Here is a 16,646-nt window from a genome sequence, read left to right as displayed (position 1 = left end):
TTCGCGGTGCGCGCCGCCGGGCCGGAATCCTCCCTCGACAATGCGTCCGTCGAGCACCAGCGCGTGCAGCGTTTTTTCTATCTCTGACTCAGGCAGACCAAATCGATGAGAGACATCCTGCAAGGTGAATGGGCCGTGGGTGCGCGCGTAACGACGGACCAGCTCAAGCATGGGTGAAGCCGCGGGTTCGAGCAGTTGTTTCGGAAGTCCGGGCGGGAGTGAAATGCCGAGCGCATCGCGATAGCGGGCCACGTCCTCGACTGCAATCAGACGCTTCTCGCCGGCTACTTTGATCGCGATCAGGCGCTTCGCCCGCAGCAGGCCATCCAGCGATGAAAGCAGGTCCTGCGAAATGAGGCGTTGCGATATTTCTTTTCGCGAAAGATCGCCGAGGCGCAGCAGCAGGTCGTGAATCGCATCAGCGGAACGCGCGCGGTAAATTTCGCCGAGCATCTGGAGTTGCTCTTCCACTTCGGCAATGGCATCAGCGTCCAACAGCTCGCGCAGGTCAGCTTCGCCTAGCAGGTCCTGCAACTGCTCCTGGTCGATGGACAGGGCCTGTGCGCGACGCTCTGCCAGCGGCGCGTCGCCGTCATAGATGTAGTTTGCGACGTAACTGAAGAGCAGCGATGAAGCAAACGGCGAAGGCGAGCGCGAGTCGGTGGTATGCACGTTGATTTCCCCGGTTTTGACTGCGCGCAGGATTTCGAGAAACGCGGGCATGTCGAAGACGTCGCGCACGCACTCGCGGTATGCCTCCAGCAGCATGGGAAATGATGGATAACGCGCGGCGACGGAGAGCAGATCGTGCGCGCGTTTGCGTTGCTGCCATAGCGGCGCACGGCCTCGGACACGGCGGCGCGGCAGCAGCAATGCCCGCGCTGCGCTCTCGCGAAACTTTGCCGCGAACAAAGAAGTGGCGCCAAGCTGGCGTAGAACAAAATCCGACGCTTCGGCCGGATGGGGCAGGAGCAAGTCGGCACCCGGCGGGGATTCGGTATCCGGGAAACGCAAAACGAATCCATCGTCTGACCACATCGTTTCCGCTTCTGCCATTCCTGAGGCGCGAAGCTTTCCGTTGATGGCCATGGCCCAAGGCGCATGAACGCGGTTGCCGAACGGCGTAAGCACACAGATGCGCCAGTCACCAAGTTCATCGCGAACGCGCTCAATCACTATGGTCCGGTCGTCGGGAACTGCGGTGGTCGCGGTCTCCTGATCGGTGAGGAACCGAATGAGATTTTCCGCAGCCGCTGGATCGAGATCGTGTTCGCGAACGAGGCGGCTGAGAGCAGCGTTCTTCGGCATCTCGCGCAATTCGCGGACGAGCTTGCCGATGCGCTTGCCGAATTCAAGAGGTCGGCCCGCGGTGTCTCCGTGCCAGAAAGGCATCTTGCCCGGCTCGCCGGGAGCGGGCGAGACCAGCACGCGATCATGCGTGATCTCGTCGATGCGCCAGGTGGATGCTCCGAGGACAAATGTCTCGCCAGTGCGGCTCTCGAAGACCATCTCTTCGTCGAGTTCGCCCACGCGCACCGGCTTGCCTTCTTTTCCGGAGAGGAAGACACCGTAAAGTCCGCGATCGGGAATTGTGCCGCCATTGAGGATAGCGAGACTCTTTGCGCCTTCGCGCGGTGTGATGATGTTGTGGACGCGGTCCCAGGTAATGCGCGGACGAAGCTCGGCGAACTCGTCTGATGGATAGCGTCCTGCAAGAAGATCGAGCACGCCTTCAAACGCGCCACGGCCAAGCGAGGCAAAGGGAGCTGCGCTGGTGACGATCCGGTGCAGATCGGACGTCGAGATTTCGGCATTGACAGGCGGCTGACCTTTTTTGCGCATGACGGACGTTCGTGGCGGCTGCGCGACCGTGGCGACAATCTGCTGTGCGAGTACGTCGAGCGGGTTTCGCAAATAGCGCGTCGATTCGACCAGGCCTTCGTGCATGGCGCGCGTGACGGCGGCGCAGGCAACGAGATCCGCGCGGTACTTAGGGAAAATCATGCCTTCACTGGCAGCGCCTACCTGATGGCCTGCGCGTCCGATGCGCTGCATGCCCGCGGCGACGGATGGTGGGGCTTCGACCTGAACGACGAGGTCGATTGCGCCCATATCGATGCCGAGTTCGAGCGTTGAAGTGGCAACGAGCGCTTTGATGTTCCCCGCCTTCAACTGCTCTTCAATTTCCAGGCGTTGTGACGCGGCCAGCGACCCATGGTGGGCCCGCGCGATTGGCTCATTGGCTAATTCATTCAAGGCCCCGGCGAGTCGCTCGGCAATGCGGCGATTATTGACAAAGATTAGTGTTGATCGGCGCTCACGGACGATTTCGAGCAAGCGCGGATGAATCGCGCTCCATATAGATGTTCGCTTCGGCCCTTGCGTGGCTGCGTCATCCTGCTTCTCCGGGCGGCCAATACGGGCCATGTCCTCGACCGGGACTTCAATGCGAAGCTCAAGCTTTTTCGGCTGGCTTGCATTGACGATTGTCACCGGGCGGAATCGCGGAGCACCGTCTTTGCCTGCTGATTCGTCATCAGATGTCCACTCTTTTTCAAGCGCTGTGAGGCTATCGCCATTGCGATTTTTATGCGTCGCCTTTGCCTCGCAGCCCGCAAGAAAATGCGCCACTTCTTCAAGCGGGCGCTGCGTGGCAGAGAGGCCGATGCGCTGGATGCGTTTTTCGGTGATGGCTTCAAGGCGCTCCAGGCTGAGCGCGAGATGAGCTCCGCGCTTGGTGGGCACCAGCGCGTGGATCTCATCGACGATGACAGTATCGACTGTACGCAGAGATGCCGCAGATTCAGAAGTGAGGAGCAAGTACAGCGATTCCGGCGTGGTGATGAGAATTTCAGCCGGATGGCGGCGAAAGCGGCTGCGCTCTTTCTGTGGCGTGTCGCCTGTGCGAACGCTGATTGCGGGCTCGTGGACTGTTACGCCACGTTCACGCGCCATGCCAGCGATTTCCGCAAGCGGCAGGCGCAAATTGCGTTCCACATCGACGGCGAGGGCTTTGAGTGGGCTGATGTAGACAACACGGCAGCCTTCTGTTTCCAATTGGCCGCTCTCAAACATGAGCCGGTTGAGGCACCAGAGGAAGGCGGTCAGCGTTTTCCCTGTCCCCGTCGGCGCGAGGATGAGCGTGCTCTCTTCGCGCGCAATCGCGGGCCAGCCGAGACGCTGCGGCGCAGTGGGTTGATCAAAGGCCGCGCGAAACCACTCCGCTGTAACGAGGTGAAAGAGACTCAGAACGGAACCAGAACCTACATCATCTGTCACGCTCTTCTTTGATTGATGCTTCGCCACGGGACAGCCTCAGCCAGCAGGATACCTGCATGTTGATTCTGATGTTCTATCGCGGCGTGTAGTAGCAGACCTTGCCGTCGAGCACGGGCTGCCAGAGATCGGGGCATACCGACTGCTCGCTTGATCCCAGGAGGAGAAATCCATCCGGCTGAAGAGCGGCGTGGACGTTTTGCAGGATACGTTTCTGCGTCTCCTGAGGAAAATAGTAGAGGACGTTGCGCATCAGGATGCCGTCGAAACGGTCGAACATCGGCAGCGTTTGCGCGAGATTGCGCTGCTGAAATCGGCACAAGGCGCGAAGTTCCGGCGCGATTTCCCACTCTTCGCCATCGCGGGTGAAATATTTCAACAGCAGGCGCGCGGGCAGGCCGCGATTCACTTCCATGCGTGGATAGCGCCCTGCGTGCGCCCTCCGGACCATCTCCGCATTGATGTCAGTGCCGATAATCTCGACGGACCTGTCAGCGATTTGCGGAAAGTGGCAGCGAATAACCATTGCGAGCGAATAGGCTTCCTGCCCGCTGGAGGAGGCGGCGCTCCAGAAACGAAGCGTATGATGGCCACCGCATTTTTCGATCAATTGCGGGAGGAGCTTTTGGCGGAGCAGCTCGAAGGCCGCCAGGTCGCGAAAAAAGCTGGTTTCGTTGATGGTCATTGCTTCGACCACAGCCTGCTCGAGAACAGGATCGGCGGACAGCCTGAGTTTGCTCACCAACTCATCGAGTCCTGTCATGTTGTGAGATTGCATTAGCCGATACAACCGCGCCTCGAAGAGGTCATCACGCGACGGGTCGAGGATGTTCTCCGAACGGCTGAGGATGAACTCTCTGAGAAAGGTGTAATCGCTTGCAGTCGCGGGCATGACGAATTCACCCTTTCAGCGCAAAGGCGGCGGAATGTGAAGAGGCGGAGCAGAGACGCATCAGTTCACCCGCGATTGCGGGAAGCGGAAGAATGCGGTGCGCAAGTCCAGCTTCGGCAACGACTCCGGGCATGCCCCATACCGCGCTGGTGGAGCTGTCCTGGACGATAACTTTTCCTCCTGCGTCGCGAATCGACTTGCAGCCTTCGAGGCCGTCGGAGCCCATGCCGGTCAACACGACGCCAATGACTGCATCGCCATAGGCATCGGCGGCGGAGCGAAACAGAGTATCGACCGAGGGGCGGCAATAGTGCTCGGGAGGCGCCTGCGAGAGGCGGAACATACGCCCCTGGCTAAATGGCCGCCGGGCGAATTCCAAGTGCCAGTCACCGCGGGCAATGGAGACCGTACCCGGCTCGGGAAGCATTGCGGGCGCGGCTTCGCGCACGGTCAGTGAGCATTCGCGGTCCAGCCTTTCCGCCAGCAGTGCAGTGAAAAGCTGAGGCATGTGTTGCACAATGACAATCGGAACGGGAAAGTGTTTCGGCAGCTTCGGCAACAAAATCTGAAGCGCAGCAGGGCCTCCGGTGGACACGCCGATGACGACCATCTCCGGCTGCTTCGCATGCAAAAGATCGCCTGCATTGGATGTGTTTGCACGAGCAGTGCCGGCCTGCGGCGCCGGAAACAACGCCTTGATGCGCGGGAGCAGGTCGCGCGTCAGCGTGGCGACAGCATCGGCTGCGCCGTTCTGCGCCGTCGGCTTGGTGACATAGTCGGTTGCGCCGCGTCCCAGAGCTTCAAGCGTGATGGCAGCGCCGCGCCGGGTTAGCGTGCTGCACATGATCACCTTTGGCCTGCAGCGCCGCGAACGCAGTTCAACCAGAACTTCAAGGCCGTTCATGCGCGGCATTTCAATGTCCAGAAGAACAACGTCCGGCTTGAGGTGGTCCATCGCGTCGAGGGCCGCCGCGCCGTCCGTCGCCATACCGGCCAATTCGATGGCTGGATCGGAGGCGAGCACCATGCGCAGTAGGCTGCGCATAACGAGGGAGTCGTCCACTACTAGTGCACGAATGGGTTTTGGCATTGGCTGACCTACGCGACGCCAATCATCTGGAGCTTGCCGGTCAGTACGTCAGCGCCAAATGGCTTCATGAGGTATTCGTCGGCTCCTGCCTCAAGCGCCTGCTCAATCAGCGCGTGGTCGGCTTCAGTAGTCACCATCATGATCTTCATCGAATCCATTTCCGCAGTGCGCCGCATCGCCCTGACGCACTCCAGCCCGCCCATAACCGGCATATTGACGTCGATGAGGGCAAAGTCACAGGGGCCGCGGTCTTTGAGCACAGCGAGTGCCTCCTGCCCGTTTTCCGCCTCCAGGCATTCAAAGCGCTGCCTTTCCAGCAGCAGCCGCACATAGCTTCGGATCGAGCGCGAATCATCGACGATCAGAGCGCGCTTGCTCATGAACTGGCCGCTTCCGCCAGACGTACGGGGTCAAGGCGCTGGGGATCAAGCACTACCAGAAGCGCATTGCTGAGTTTGTAAGTTCCATTGAAGAGCGCCTTGCGGCGGTCGTCTAGGGTCGAGGGATTGCCTTCAAAGTCAGCCGGCTGCACGGTCATCACTTCCCCGACCTCGTCAACCAGCAGTCCGAAATATCCGTCTGCTCCTTCAAAAACGAGAATGTCCTCGGACGCGTCGTGAGCGGGCATGTCCAGCAGCCTGCGCAATGAAATCGCCGTCAGCACTTCGCCGCGATAATGCACCAGTCCGCCAATATAGATGGGCGCCAGCGGCACAGGCTGTTTCGCGGTCTTTCCCAGAATTTCAAGAATACGCGTGACGGGAATACCATAAAACGTTTGCCCCACACGGACCGAGCACATTTCTATGCCTTCATCCTGCGCGGCGGTCTGCAACATCAGCGATGACATCATGCGGACGCCCCCATAACCCGGTCCGCTTCCCATGTCTCCCTGACTTCACCAAGCTGGCGCGCGCCGGGCAGCGCCGGTATTTTGCGAAGATTCACCAGGCTTGTCACCTTGTCTTTTAAAAGCACGGCATCTTCCGTGGCCGCATGAGTGCCGGCTTCGGTCAATGAATCACCCGGCGCAACGTCGAGTACTTGTTCAACAGCGACGCCCACATGACGCTCTCCATCATGGCAGACGACAATAGTCATTTCTGTTTCGGGCGAGGCGGCCGTAGCGCCGGTCTTGTCATTCAGTGGCAGCAGCGTATCTGCAAAGCGGAGAACGGTCATCCCGTTCAGCCGCTCCATCTTCGATCGCGGAATGCGTTCGATGCGCAGCACGCTGTCGAGCGGCACGGCTGCAGGCTCGCCCGCCGACTGCATCAGCAGATATTCCGTCGAGACCTCCGCCGTGTTTGCCTCCTGAGCCTGCGGGGCATCATCTTCGAGCGCCATGCCAATGTTCGACTGCGCGGCGATGGCCCCGGGATCCAGAATCAGCGCCATTTCGCCATTGCCGAGCACAGTCGCGCCTGAGAACAGGCCAATTCGCTTGAGAACGGAAGACAAGGGCTTTACGACGATCTCTTCCGGGTCCGCCAAACCATCAACCACCAGACCGTAACGACGGCCTTCCGCATTGAGAACGGCGATGTAGGCCCCGGATGGCTTTTCCATCTGCTCATATTGCTTGAGGAGAGCATCGAGAAAGACCAGCGGCAGAAGCTTGCCGCGAAGCCGGTAAAGCGCGGCCCCTTCGATCCTTTCCACCTGTGCCGCGACCTGTTCGGGCGATAGATGCACCAGTTCCGAAAGCGCACCCTGCGGCACGGCGAAGCTCTGGCCATTGCTGTGGACAATGAGTGCGGGCACAATGGCGAGAGTCAGCGGGATGCGCAGCCGGAGCGTAGTTCCTTTGCCCGGTCGGCTGTCAATTTCCACCCGGCCGCCAATTTTTTCGACGTTCGTGCGGACAACATCCATGCCCACGCCGCGTCCAGAAACATTTGTGATCGCCTCGGCAGTCGAGAATCCAGGCAAAAAAATCAACTGCATCAGTTCGCGCTCGGAAAGCTGTGCGGTACGCTCGCGCGTAATCAGCTTGCGCTCGATGGCCTTGTCGCGGATGCGCTCGACTTTCAGCCCGCCGCCGTCATCGCAGACCTCGATAACAACATGGCTACCCTCCTGATAAGCCCGCAGCTTCAGAATGCCTTCAGCGTCCTTGCCTGCGGCCTCGCGCGCGTGCGGCAATTCAATGCCGTGATCGACGGCATTGCGCACAGAATGGGTCAGCGGGTCCTTGATGGCTTCGAGCAGGCTTTTATCGAGTTCTGTTTCCTGGCCTTCCATGACCAGTCTGACGCGCTTGCTCAACTGCTGCGCCAGATCGCGCACCATGCGCGGAAATTTCGAGAAGACGTGGCTTACCGGCTGCATGCGCGCCTTCATCACCGCTTCACGCAGATCCGCTGTTACCATATCCAGCCTGCGCGACAGCACGGCCAGACCGGCGGCGGCGCTGACCGTCTGGAGAATCTGGTTCCTGGTAAGCACCAGCTCGCCGACAAGATTCATCATGCGGTTCAGCAGGCCCACGTCAACCCGCAGCGTCGATTCCGCGGCGTTGACCATCGCGCGCGGCTGCGCGACCAGTGGTTCGGATTGATAGACCTCGATGGCCCTGATTCCTTCCTGCGGCTTTGCCATTTGCGCTTCAGCGAGCGGCGCTATCGCCTTCGGCTTGCGCGCGCGCCTCTTTTTCGGCGGCGATTGCGGAGGACCGCCGCCGGAAGGATCGGGAGTTACTGCGTCGTTTTGCTGTAGCGCGTGCAGACGCTGAATCATGGCGGCGTCATCGCTTTCGCCTTCCTGCCCGGAGCTTTCGATTTGGCCGAGTATTTCGCGCAGAATATCGAGCAGCGACAACAGCCCGCTGATGATGCCGGCATTCGCGAGCAGCTTGCCGTCGCGCAGCAGCCCGAGCAGGTTTTCTCCGGCATGGGCCAGTGATTCAAGACGCGAAAATCCCAGAAAACCGGTGGTCCCCTTTATGGTGTGCACTGTGCGGAATATCTCAGCGAGAAGCTCGTGGCCTTCGGGGTGTTCTTCAAGCTCGGTCAGGCACCGCTCCATGCGGTCTAGCCCTTCCTGGCTTTCAATCAGAAACTCTCGCGTCAGCTCGTCCACAGCTTAACTATCGGGTCGGGAATCGGAAACTTGAGCTGACCTTGCGGTCTGCCTCTCATTCACAGTAGCCTCGGAAAGATGGCAAACCTGAGCCCGGATATTTTCTTGAAGCTGCACACTGCGGCAGAGTCGGCAGCGGGAAAATCCTATGCGCCTTACTCCGGATTTCGCGTTGGGGCCGCGCTGTTTTTTGATGACGGCATCGTGACCGCGGGCTGCAATGTAGAAAATGTGTCCTACAGTCTCACGATCTGCGCAGAACGAACGGCGCTAGTGCGGGCCATCGCCGAAAACGGCAGCGCGCGCAAGATTGTCGCCATCGCAGTTATAAATTTGAACAAAGCCGCAAGTCCTCCTTGTGGAGCGTGTCTGCAAATGTTGAGCGAGTTCGTAGCGCCTGACGCCGTGATCTGTTTTCCAACGGATTCGGGCATGGTGGAGAAGCAATTCCGCGAGCTGCTTCCCTTCGCCTTTACAGACTGGAAAACGGATGACGATGCACGCGGTTGATTTGATCCGGAAAAAACGCGATGGTGAAGAGTTTACGCCGGAGGAGATCCGTTTTCTCGTCCGGGGTGCCGCGATGGAAACCATTCCGGAAGAACAACTGGCGGCGTGGCTGATGGCCGCATTCCTGCGCGGGCTGAGTCTCGCGGAAGTGGACGCGCTGACAACGGCGATGAAGCTGTCAGGTGAGGTCTTCGACCCCGCGCCTTTGGGCCGATTTGCCGTAGACAAGCATTCGACCGGCGGGGTGGGCGACAAGACTTCGCTGCTCGTTGCTCCGATTGCGGCTGCAGCAGGGCTGGTTGTTCCCATGATTAGCGGGCGTGCTCTGGGCCATACCGGCGGCACTCTGGATAAGCTTGAGTGCATTCCGGGCTACCGGACTCAGTTGTCCTTGCGCGAAATGGAGCAGGTGCTGGCGAAGGTTGGAGCGAGCATTGTCGGACAAACGAAAAGCCTGGTTCCGGCGGACCGCGTACTTTACGCGTTGCGCGACCGGACTTCCACAGTGGAGAGCCCCTACCTGATCTGCGCGTCGATTATGAGTAAAAAGCTCGCGGCCGGATTGAACGGGCTGGTGCTCGATGTAAAAACGGGATCAGGCGCTTTTCTGCGGCGAAAAGAAGACGCGCTTTTCCTGGCTGCGCTGATGGTCGAAACCGGAGAGCGTGCAGGTACCCGCACAGCCGCTCTGCTGACAAATATGGAGCAGCCGCTCGGACGCTTTGCCGGCAACTGGGTTGAGGTGCAGGAATCGCTCGATCTGCTGAGTGGCAGGCGGCATCCTCTGAATGAAGACTTGCGCGAGGTTTCGCTCGCCCTTGCGGGATGGATGATTTTTCTCGGCGACGCGGCGAAGACGGCGGCGGCAGGCCGTCAGCGAGCAGAGGACATCTTAGAGTCCGGACAAGCACTAAGAATTTTTACGGACATGGTCGAGGCGCAGGGCGGCGATACGTCAGTGTTTGCCGAACCGGAGAAATTTCATCGACCCGCTGTCCGTCGCGATTTTCTTGCCGACCGGTCGGGCTATCTAGCGCATGTCGATTGCACACTAGTAGGCTGGGCAGTGCAGCGACTCGGTGCAGGACGCGAGCGGGCAGGGGACCCAGTCTTCGCGCACGCTGGACTGGAGATGCATGCCAAGTTAGGCGACAAGGTTAAGGTCGGCAAACCGCTGTGTACTCTATATGCCGACTTTGATGGGAGGTTGACTGAACCGGAGATACTGTTGCGGCTGGCATTGGTTATTGCAGATGAACCTACGCCCGCCGAGCCGCTCATTCAGGACATCATTACCGCGAGCAACAGAAAACAGTACCTCGAAGCCGCGCGTCACCCATAGGATGGAAGGGACAGGAGAACGATTTGGGGCGATTCACCGGGGTACTTGGACTGCTGACCATGCTGGCGTTGGCTTGGATTTTCTCCACCAACCGCAAAGCGATTCGCTGGCGCACAGTGATCTGGGGCCTCGGCCTTCAGATACTCTTCGCGTTTATCGTGCTGGATTTTTCCTGGGGACAAAAGGTGCTGGCAGTTGCCGGAAACGCCGTCACGAAGCTTTTGTCGTATTCGTTCGTCGGCTCCACTTTTGATTTTGGCGAGCTGGGCAAGCAGCACTCCTCTTTCGGCAGCATCTTTGTATTTCAGGTCCTGCCGACAATCATCTTCATCTCGGCTTTTTTCGCCGTGCTGTATCACCTGGGCATTATGCAGTTGCTCATTCGCGGCTTTGCGCGGCTTATGCAGCTTACCCTTCGCGTGAGCGGCGCGGAGAGCCTGAACGTTGCCGCCAGCATCTTCATGGGGCAGACGGAAGCGCCGCTGACGATCCGTCCATTTCTGCCGGACGCGACCCACTCCGAGATGATGACCATTATGACCAGCGGCATGGCGCACGTTTCCGGCGGCATTATGGCGGCTTACATTTTGTATGGAATCGAAGCGCAGCATCTGCTGGCAGCCGTAATTATGACCGCTCCAGGCACGATCCTTCTTTCAAAGATGCTCGTGCCGGAAACCGGGACGCCGGCAACCGAAGGCGTGGTACACATGCCGGAAGACGCTGAACACAAGGAAGAAAATCTGCTGGGCGCCATCACTCGCGGAACGATTGACGGGGGCCGTCTCGCTTTGAACGTCGCCATCATGCTCATTTCGTTTCTGGCGCTGATTGCGCTGTGCGACGGAATTCTGGGCGGCATACACAACTGGCTCAGCCCTCACCATATTCCGTTTCCGGCGAAGCTGGACGTGATTCTTGGAGTGCTGTTCGCGCCTATTGCGTGGCTGATTGGCGTTCCCTGGCATGACGTGCGGCTTGTTGGAAACCTGCTGGGAACGCGCATGGTGCTGAATGAAGTGGTGGCGTATTCCATTCTCGGCGCGCAGAAGTCGATGATGGATTTCCGCTCGTTCACCATCGCTACATTCGCGCTGTGCGGCTTTGCCAACCTGAGTTCCATCGGCATTCAGATTGGCGGCATTGGCGCCCTGGCGCCGAATCGCCGTAATGACCTGGCGCGGCTGGGCCTGCGCGCCATGCTTGCTGGGACAATGGCGAACCTGATGTCCGCCTCGATTGTCGGCATCCTGATGCGGTAAAAAGATAAAGAGACGTGAGTAAAGATATTTCCTTGTTTGAACAAGCTACCGCGGCTGTCGCCCATATTCGTGCCAGATCTAGCATGAAGCCAGCCATCGGCATCATTTTAGGATCGGGGCTCGGCGCTTTCGCCGACCAGATTGCCGACGCGGTTGCCATTCCCTTTGCCGAGATCCCTAACTTCCCGAAATCGACTGTCCCGGGCCACAGCGGACGCCTGGTGATGGGCACACTGGAAGGCGTGCCGGTTGCGGTGATGCAGGGACGTGTCCACGCGTATGAAGGCTACCCACCGGAAGAGGTGACGTTCCCTGTGCGCGTGCTTGGACTGCTCGGCGTGAAAACGCTGCTCGTGACTAACGCTGCTGGGGGAATCCGTCCAGGGCTGAAGCAAGGTGAGCTTGTGCTGATTTCCGATCACATCAACTTCACTGGATTCAATCCGGTCGTGGGTGAAAATGACGAGCGCTTCGGCCCGCGCTTCTTCGATATGTCCGAGGCTTATTCCAAGCGGCTTCGTATGCTGACGCAACGAACTGCAAAGGACCAGAATTATGAAATTTCTGAAGGCGTTTACCTTTGCGTGCTGGGACCCAGCTTTGAAACTCCCGCCGAGATTCGCGCCTTCCATGCGCTTGGGGCCGATTTGGTCGGCATGTCCACCGTGCAGGAAGTGATTGTCGCGCGGCATATGGGGCTGGAGGTGCTCGGCATCTCATGCGTAACAAATCTTGCCGCAGGTATTCAGGCCGAGCCGTTGAGCCATGAAGAGGTCATGGAAACAGGGCGGCGCGTCGCAGACAGGTTCACGCAGTTGCTTGCCGCGCTGGTTCCTGCGATTGACAAGGAAACCATCTGCGCATGAATGGAGCGAATCGCGGTCCAGTCATCATTGGTATCGCCGGCTGTTCCGGCTCAGGAAAAACGTCTCTGGCGCAGGAGCTTGCCCGCGAGTTGGAAGGTACTCATTTCCATCTCGATCACTATTACCGCGATCTTGGCCATCTGAGCCATGAAGAACGATATCGCGTTAACTTTGATCATCCCGACGCGCTTGAATCCGATCTGCTCGTCGCGCACATCCGCCAGCTTGCCTCCGGACGCAGCATTGCCCGCCCGCGGTATGATTTCGCCACCCACACTCGCATTCCCAGCTCAACCGTGACCGTTTATGAGCCGCATTTCCTGCTGGTCGATGGAATCCTGGCCCTGCACTATGAGGCCCTGCGGCGGCTCTACGATCTCAGCGTCTATGTCGATAGCGTGGATGAAATCTGCTATCAGCGCCGTCTTGCGCGCGACGTGCAGCAACGCGGACGCACCCCGGAATCTGTTGCAAAACACTATGCGGAAACCGTCCGCCCCATGGCGGAGCAATTCGTGCGGCCATCTGCGCAATACGCCGATCTTGTTGTTGACGGCACGTCATCGTTCGACTGGTCAGTGGAGCAGGTGCTCGGCCTGCTTAGACAGAAACATCTTCTCGCGCCGCATGGCATGTATGCGCTGGATGGGTTTATCGGGCACTCATGATTAGTCATAATGACGTTCGGGCACGGGCTTCGCGCTCTCCAGCCAAGCCGAATAAATCAAATCGCGCAACATGCTCGCGCCCGCGGCCAGCCGCTCTGCCGTGAATTGCTTTGCCTCCGGCGTTCCCGCGCCTTCGAATCCATGGGCCTTCTCTAATTGATAAACGCGCTCGACGAGAGTGTTTGAGTGGCGCAGATAAGCCATGTAGTCGTCGAACTCATCGCCAACAGGATGCAGCGGCGCCACCAGCGGCTTTACGTCGGATTCCTTGATGTTGGCGGCCACATAGGCCGTCTCAAATTGCGAATGGATCTTGTGGTCGGTTGTATACCCGTTGGGATTCTCTTTGTTTACCCAGCCGTTATAGTTCACGGTTGTGTGCAGCGGCTGCGCGCCGTCGCCAACATAATGGCCCAGCCATCCGGCATAGAACAAGATGGCTGCCTCGACGGGATTCGTGTCCTGGTGTTTCGCGCTCAGTTCACGATAGGCGCGCATGGCTGACTTGAGCCGCTCCCACACCTCGTTGGTGATGTAGGGCTGAAAACCAATGTGGTCCGGCTGCAGGTCGCGCGCCTGCACAGGATGCGTAAGGCTTGCTGCATAGGCAGCAGCGATGAACGCGTAGCGACGGTGCGGAAGCGGCTGGATCACGTCCGCCAATTCGAGGTCCATGAAATGGTCAGGGGCTTGCACCGCGTTCAGTTCAGGTTCGCCGAGACCGCGCCAGCGGTCCGGCTCAGGGCCAAGGTATTCTATTTCGTTGATGGCGGCCTGTGTGCGCATGAACGCGGGCATGTCCGCAGGCAGATTTTCAGCCGCCAGCTTATTGACCAGGCTGTGACCTGCATTGCCCCATCCAAATGAAGGGGGCACAGTAAACAATGGCAGAAGTGCAGTAACGGCAATTCGGCGCAATAACAGGCAGACAGTCGGTTTCATCACTGGCGAGTATACAGAGTGGCACTGTTACTCGTAGCGGATGGCTTCTATGGGCTCGATGTGAGCTGCATGGAGAGCCGGCAGCAGCGAAGCGATACAGGCAATAGCGCCCAGCGCGGCGACCGACAGCAGCATGACAGGCAAATCATGCGACGATGTATTGTAGAGCAGCGTCGTCAGTGCGCGTGAGGCCAGCAACGCAACTCCCATGCCAGCAAGTGAGCCGATAACTGCGACTATTGCATTTTCGCGGAAGACCAGCCAGACCACCTGCTTGCGCTGCGCTCCCAAAGCCATGCGGATGCCGATCTCGCTGGTGCGGCGCGATGTGGAATAGGCAAGTGTGCCGTATAGGCCAATCGCTGTAACCAAGAGCGCACAAATCGCGAAAAAGACAGCGAGCATGACAATCATCCGCATCGAACTGATGGCCTCATTGATCTGCCGGTCCATGGTGAGGAAGTTTGGTTCTGGGGCGCCTGGAGCGAGTCGCACTGTAAGATTGCGAATGGCGTCGATCGCCGGGCCCGGCTTTCCGCTGATGCGCAAAACAAACGTATAGACAGGTGTCTTGAGGTCATCCTGCGTCAAAGGTTTATAGACCATCGGGCGAACCGCCTCGCGCAAATCAGCATATTTCGTGTTTCCCACGACTCCGATGACCTCGTATGTCTTCGCATTTTTTCCGTCAGAATCGCGAATCTGCTGGCCGACTGGGTCGGCGATCGGAAAGAAGTACTGGGCTGCAGCCTGATTCAGAACAACTTTCAGCGGTGTTACATACGTATCCGCCCAGGCAAAGTCCCGGCCTGTGAGCAGAGGAATGCGCATAGTCTGGAAATAATCCGGCGCAATGCTGCTTGCATAGAGAGTTTGTTTTTTACTGTTTGAGTACCAGTCGTCCCAAGATGTACTGCCGGAGAACGGTGTTGGCATGGCATAAGTCACGTTGCCTACGCCCGGGATGCGCGCTGCCTCATCTGCGAACTCACGGTAGAACTGCAATACGGCAGGCGCCTTCCATGACTGCTTGGTAATATCGAGGTCCACCAGCAGGAGTCCGTGGCCATCGAAGCCCAGGCCAGTGCGATACACGCGCATCAGGCTTGTCCCCAGCAGACCGGCGCCAATCACGACAATCAGCGTGAGAGCGACTTCAGCAGTCAACATCAGATTTCCAAGAAGGCGCTGGCTACGGGCCCTGCGAAGGTTCTGGGCACCCTGCCGCATCTGTGTTTGCACGCTGCCGAAAGAAGCGTGCAGGGCCGGCACAAGACCGATAACCAGCGTGCACAAAACTCCAATGCCCGCGGCAAACAATAGGACGCGGATATCCACGCTCGTATCCAAATCGCTGTAGTTGTTTGTGATGAAAAACGAGAGAAAGCGAGCAGTGAGGGGGGCCACAGCGAACCCCGCCAGCGTTCCGGTAAACGAAAGCAGCACCGATTCCACGAGTAACTGCTGGATGACCCTGCGCCGCGTGGCCCCAATGGCCAATCGCGTAGCAATCTCGCGCTCGCGGGCCGCGGCACGGGCCAAAAGCAGGCTGGCAAGGTTCAGACATGCCAGCAGCAGGACGGCACCGCACAATACAAACACAACCAACAGTGGGTAGCGGAAGTCCTTGCGCAGAAAAGAGTACCCTGTCGATCCAGATTCGGCTGATAGATAGAGCTGTTCTTGCGTCTTGTAATCAATGCGGAACTGTGAGTCAGGGATCGCTTCCTGCACGAGCGGGCCTGAGATGGCCCGCAGCGCGGCGTTCGTTTGCGCCACGGACATGCCGGGCTTTCTGCGCGCTGCCACGCGGAACCACCATGAATGGTAACCACTGGCGGTATTGTTAAAAGGCGCATCGACCAAGGGTTCGATTGCCAGAGCAGCATAGATTTGCGGGCGACTGGTAATTTCTGCCCCTATAAAAGATCGCGGCATGACCCCGACAACGGTGAAGGCGACGTTATCAAGAATGAGTTTGCTGCCGACTACATCAGGTGCGTGGTTGAACCACGTCTTCCAGAACTGGTCGCTGATGACGGCGGCAAGGCCGGACGTCGCGCCTCCGGGCTGATCGTCGGTGGCATTGAGATAGCGTCCCAGCTGGGGTGGAACGCCTAAGCCGGCAAAGAACTGCCCGCTGACCAGCGCGCCGCCATGAGATTCATTCCTGTTGCCATTGCGTACCTGAAATTCGTGGTTAGTAAAAGCAAAGACATCCTGAAAGACATCTGTGCGTTTTTCAAGCAGGCGGAAAACCGGAATACAGAAGGAATAGCCGAATCCGCTGGGTAGTTGCCGCAGGATAAGCAGCTCTTCCGCGTGCGGTACGGGTAAAGGGCGCAGCAGCAGGCCATTGACCAGACTGAAGACAGCGGCGTTGGTGCCGATGCCGAGAATGAGGGTGAGCAGAGCGACCGAGGTGAATCCCGGCGATTTGTGTAAAATCCGCGCGGCAAAGGAGAGGTCACGGAGTAGATTTTCGAGCCAGCGGAATTGCCAGAGTTCTGTGAGGCGCTCATGCCAGCGGTGGGCATCGCCGAAGCTCTGATGTACGCTTGCAGGGACGTTTTCGAGATCCCGGTCTTCGCGTTCGAACTTTTCACGCAGCATGGCTTGGTGGAAGGCCAGTTCATCAGCAAGGTCGCGCTGAAGGCGTCGCTTATTGAAGAGCGCCTTTGCTCGAAGTTCTATTTCATGCAGCCATTCAGGCATGT

General features: G+C 58.7%; 13 protein-coding genes. 5 read left to right on the top strand and 8 right to left on the bottom strand.

What is annotated here, in order from left to right; translation table 11 throughout:
* From VEV40_RS18715 to VEV40_RS18690, 6 genes are all read right to left on the bottom strand, one after another.
* A partial coding sequence (locus VEV40_RS18715; RefSeq protein WP_324834539.1) for a DNA glycosylase AlkZ-like family protein occupies nt 1-3,306 on the bottom strand: 3,306 nt, incomplete at its 3' end.
* A gap of 46 nt (nt 3,307-3,352) precedes the next feature.
* The gene (locus VEV40_RS18710) at nt 3,353-4,168 is read right to left on the bottom strand and encodes a protein-glutamate O-methyltransferase CheR (protein ID WP_324834538.1); all 816 of its coding nucleotides are present in this window, start codon (nt 4,166-4,168) and stop codon (nt 3,353-3,355) included.
* Nucleotides 4,169-4,175: 7 nt separating this feature from the next.
* Nucleotides 4,176-5,258, bottom strand: a complete 1,083-nt coding sequence (locus tag VEV40_RS18705) for a chemotaxis response regulator protein-glutamate methylesterase (protein WP_324834536.1) — start codon at nt 5,256-5,258, stop codon at nt 4,176-4,178.
* A gap of 8 nt (nt 5,259-5,266) precedes the next feature.
* Nucleotides 5,267-5,638, bottom strand: coding sequence for a response regulator (locus VEV40_RS18700; protein WP_324834535.1), 372 nt, complete (start codon nt 5,636-5,638; stop codon nt 5,267-5,269).
* The gene (locus tag VEV40_RS18695; RefSeq protein WP_324834534.1) at nt 5,635-6,144 is read right to left on the bottom strand and encodes a chemotaxis protein CheW; all 510 of its coding nucleotides are present in this window, start codon (nt 6,142-6,144) and stop codon (nt 5,635-5,637) included. Before VEV40_RS18695 ends, VEV40_RS18700 begins: the two co-directional genes overlap by 4 nt.
* Complete coding sequence (locus VEV40_RS18690) at nt 6,108-8,339, bottom strand: chemotaxis protein CheA (protein WP_324834532.1); 2,232 nt, start codon at nt 8,337-8,339, stop codon at nt 6,108-6,110. Before VEV40_RS18690 ends, VEV40_RS18695 begins: the two co-directional genes overlap by 37 nt.
* A gap of 78 nt (nt 8,340-8,417) precedes the next feature.
* On the opposite strand from VEV40_RS18690, the gene VEV40_RS18685 reads away from it, so the two are divergent.
* Genes VEV40_RS18685 through udk form a run of 5 tightly spaced genes read left to right on the top strand, consistent with a single transcriptional unit; the run spans nt 8,418 to nt 12,987 of the window.
* Nucleotides 8,418-8,849, top strand: coding sequence for a cytidine deaminase (locus VEV40_RS18685; RefSeq protein ID WP_324834531.1), 432 nt, complete (start codon nt 8,418-8,420; stop codon nt 8,847-8,849).
* Nucleotides 8,830-10,191 carry a thymidine phosphorylase gene (locus VEV40_RS18680; protein ID WP_324834529.1) on the top strand — a complete coding sequence of 454 codons (1,362 nt, stop codon included), beginning with the start codon at nt 8,830-8,832 and terminating at the stop codon, nt 10,189-10,191. The genes VEV40_RS18685 and VEV40_RS18680 overlap by 20 nt, the downstream gene beginning before the upstream one ends.
* A 23-nt stretch (nt 10,192-10,214) precedes the next feature.
* The gene (locus tag VEV40_RS18675; RefSeq protein ID WP_324834527.1) at nt 10,215-11,453 is read left to right on the top strand and encodes a NupC/NupG family nucleoside CNT transporter; all 1,239 of its coding nucleotides are present in this window, start codon (nt 10,215-10,217) and stop codon (nt 11,451-11,453) included.
* A 14-nt stretch (nt 11,454-11,467) separates the two neighbouring features.
* Nucleotides 11,468-12,319 (top strand): purine-nucleoside phosphorylase, encoded by an 852-nt coding sequence (locus tag VEV40_RS18670; protein ID WP_324834526.1) that lies wholly within the window; start codon nt 11,468-11,470, stop codon nt 12,317-12,319.
* Entirely contained in the window at nt 12,316-12,987 is a 672-nt protein-coding gene (udk, locus tag VEV40_RS18665; protein ID WP_324834524.1) for a uridine kinase, read from the top strand. The genes VEV40_RS18670 and udk overlap by 4 nt, the downstream gene beginning before the upstream one ends.
* On the opposite strand, the gene VEV40_RS18660 is transcribed toward udk, so the two are convergent.
* The gene (locus VEV40_RS18660; protein ID WP_324834540.1) at nt 12,988-13,929 is read right to left on the bottom strand and encodes a S1/P1 nuclease; all 942 of its coding nucleotides are present in this window, start codon (nt 13,927-13,929) and stop codon (nt 12,988-12,990) included.
* A 27-nt stretch (nt 13,930-13,956) separates the two neighbouring features.
* On the bottom strand, nt 13,957-16,644 hold the full coding sequence (locus tag VEV40_RS18655) for an ABC transporter permease (RefSeq protein ID WP_324834521.1): 2,688 nt from the start codon (nt 16,642-16,644) through the stop codon (nt 13,957-13,959).
* Nucleotides 16,645-16,646 lie beyond the last annotated feature (2 nt).

It is taken from the genome of Alloacidobacterium sp. (assembly GCF_035631355.1).
Taxonomy (GTDB): Bacteria; Acidobacteriota; Terriglobia; order Terriglobales; family Acidobacteriaceae; genus Alloacidobacterium.
Note: the sequence above shows the minus strand (reverse complement) of the source record. Positions and strands in the feature narration are given on the sequence as shown.

Coding starts and splice junctions, on each gene's coding strand:
- VEV40_RS18685 (WP_324834531.1), top strand. CDS start 8,418: ATGGCAAACCTGAGCCCGGATATTTTCTTGAAGCTGCACACTGCGGCA.
- udk (WP_324834524.1), top strand. CDS start 12,316: ATGAATGGAGCGAATCGCGGTCCAGTCATCATTGGTATCGCCGGCTGT.
- VEV40_RS18680 (WP_324834529.1), top strand. CDS start 8,830: ATGACGATGCACGCGGTTGATTTGATCCGGAAAAAACGCGATGGTGAA.
- VEV40_RS18700 (WP_324834535.1), bottom strand. CDS start 5,638: ATGAGCAAGCGCGCTCTGATCGTCGATGATTCGCGCTCGATCCGAAGC.
- VEV40_RS18705 (WP_324834536.1), bottom strand. CDS start 5,258: ATGCCAAAACCCATTCGTGCACTAGTAGTGGACGACTCCCTCGTTATG.
- VEV40_RS18655 (WP_324834521.1), bottom strand. CDS start 16,644: ATGCCTGAATGGCTGCATGAAATAGAACTTCGAGCAAAGGCGCTCTTC.
- VEV40_RS18660 (WP_324834540.1), bottom strand. CDS start 13,929: ATGAAACCGACTGTCTGCCTGTTATTGCGCCGAATTGCCGTTACTGCA.
- VEV40_RS18710 (WP_324834538.1), bottom strand. CDS start 4,168: ATGCCCGCGACTGCAAGCGATTACACCTTTCTCAGAGAGTTCATCCTC.
- VEV40_RS18695 (WP_324834534.1), bottom strand. CDS start 6,144: ATGGGAAGCGGACCGGGTTATGGGGGCGTCCGCATGATGTCATCGCTG.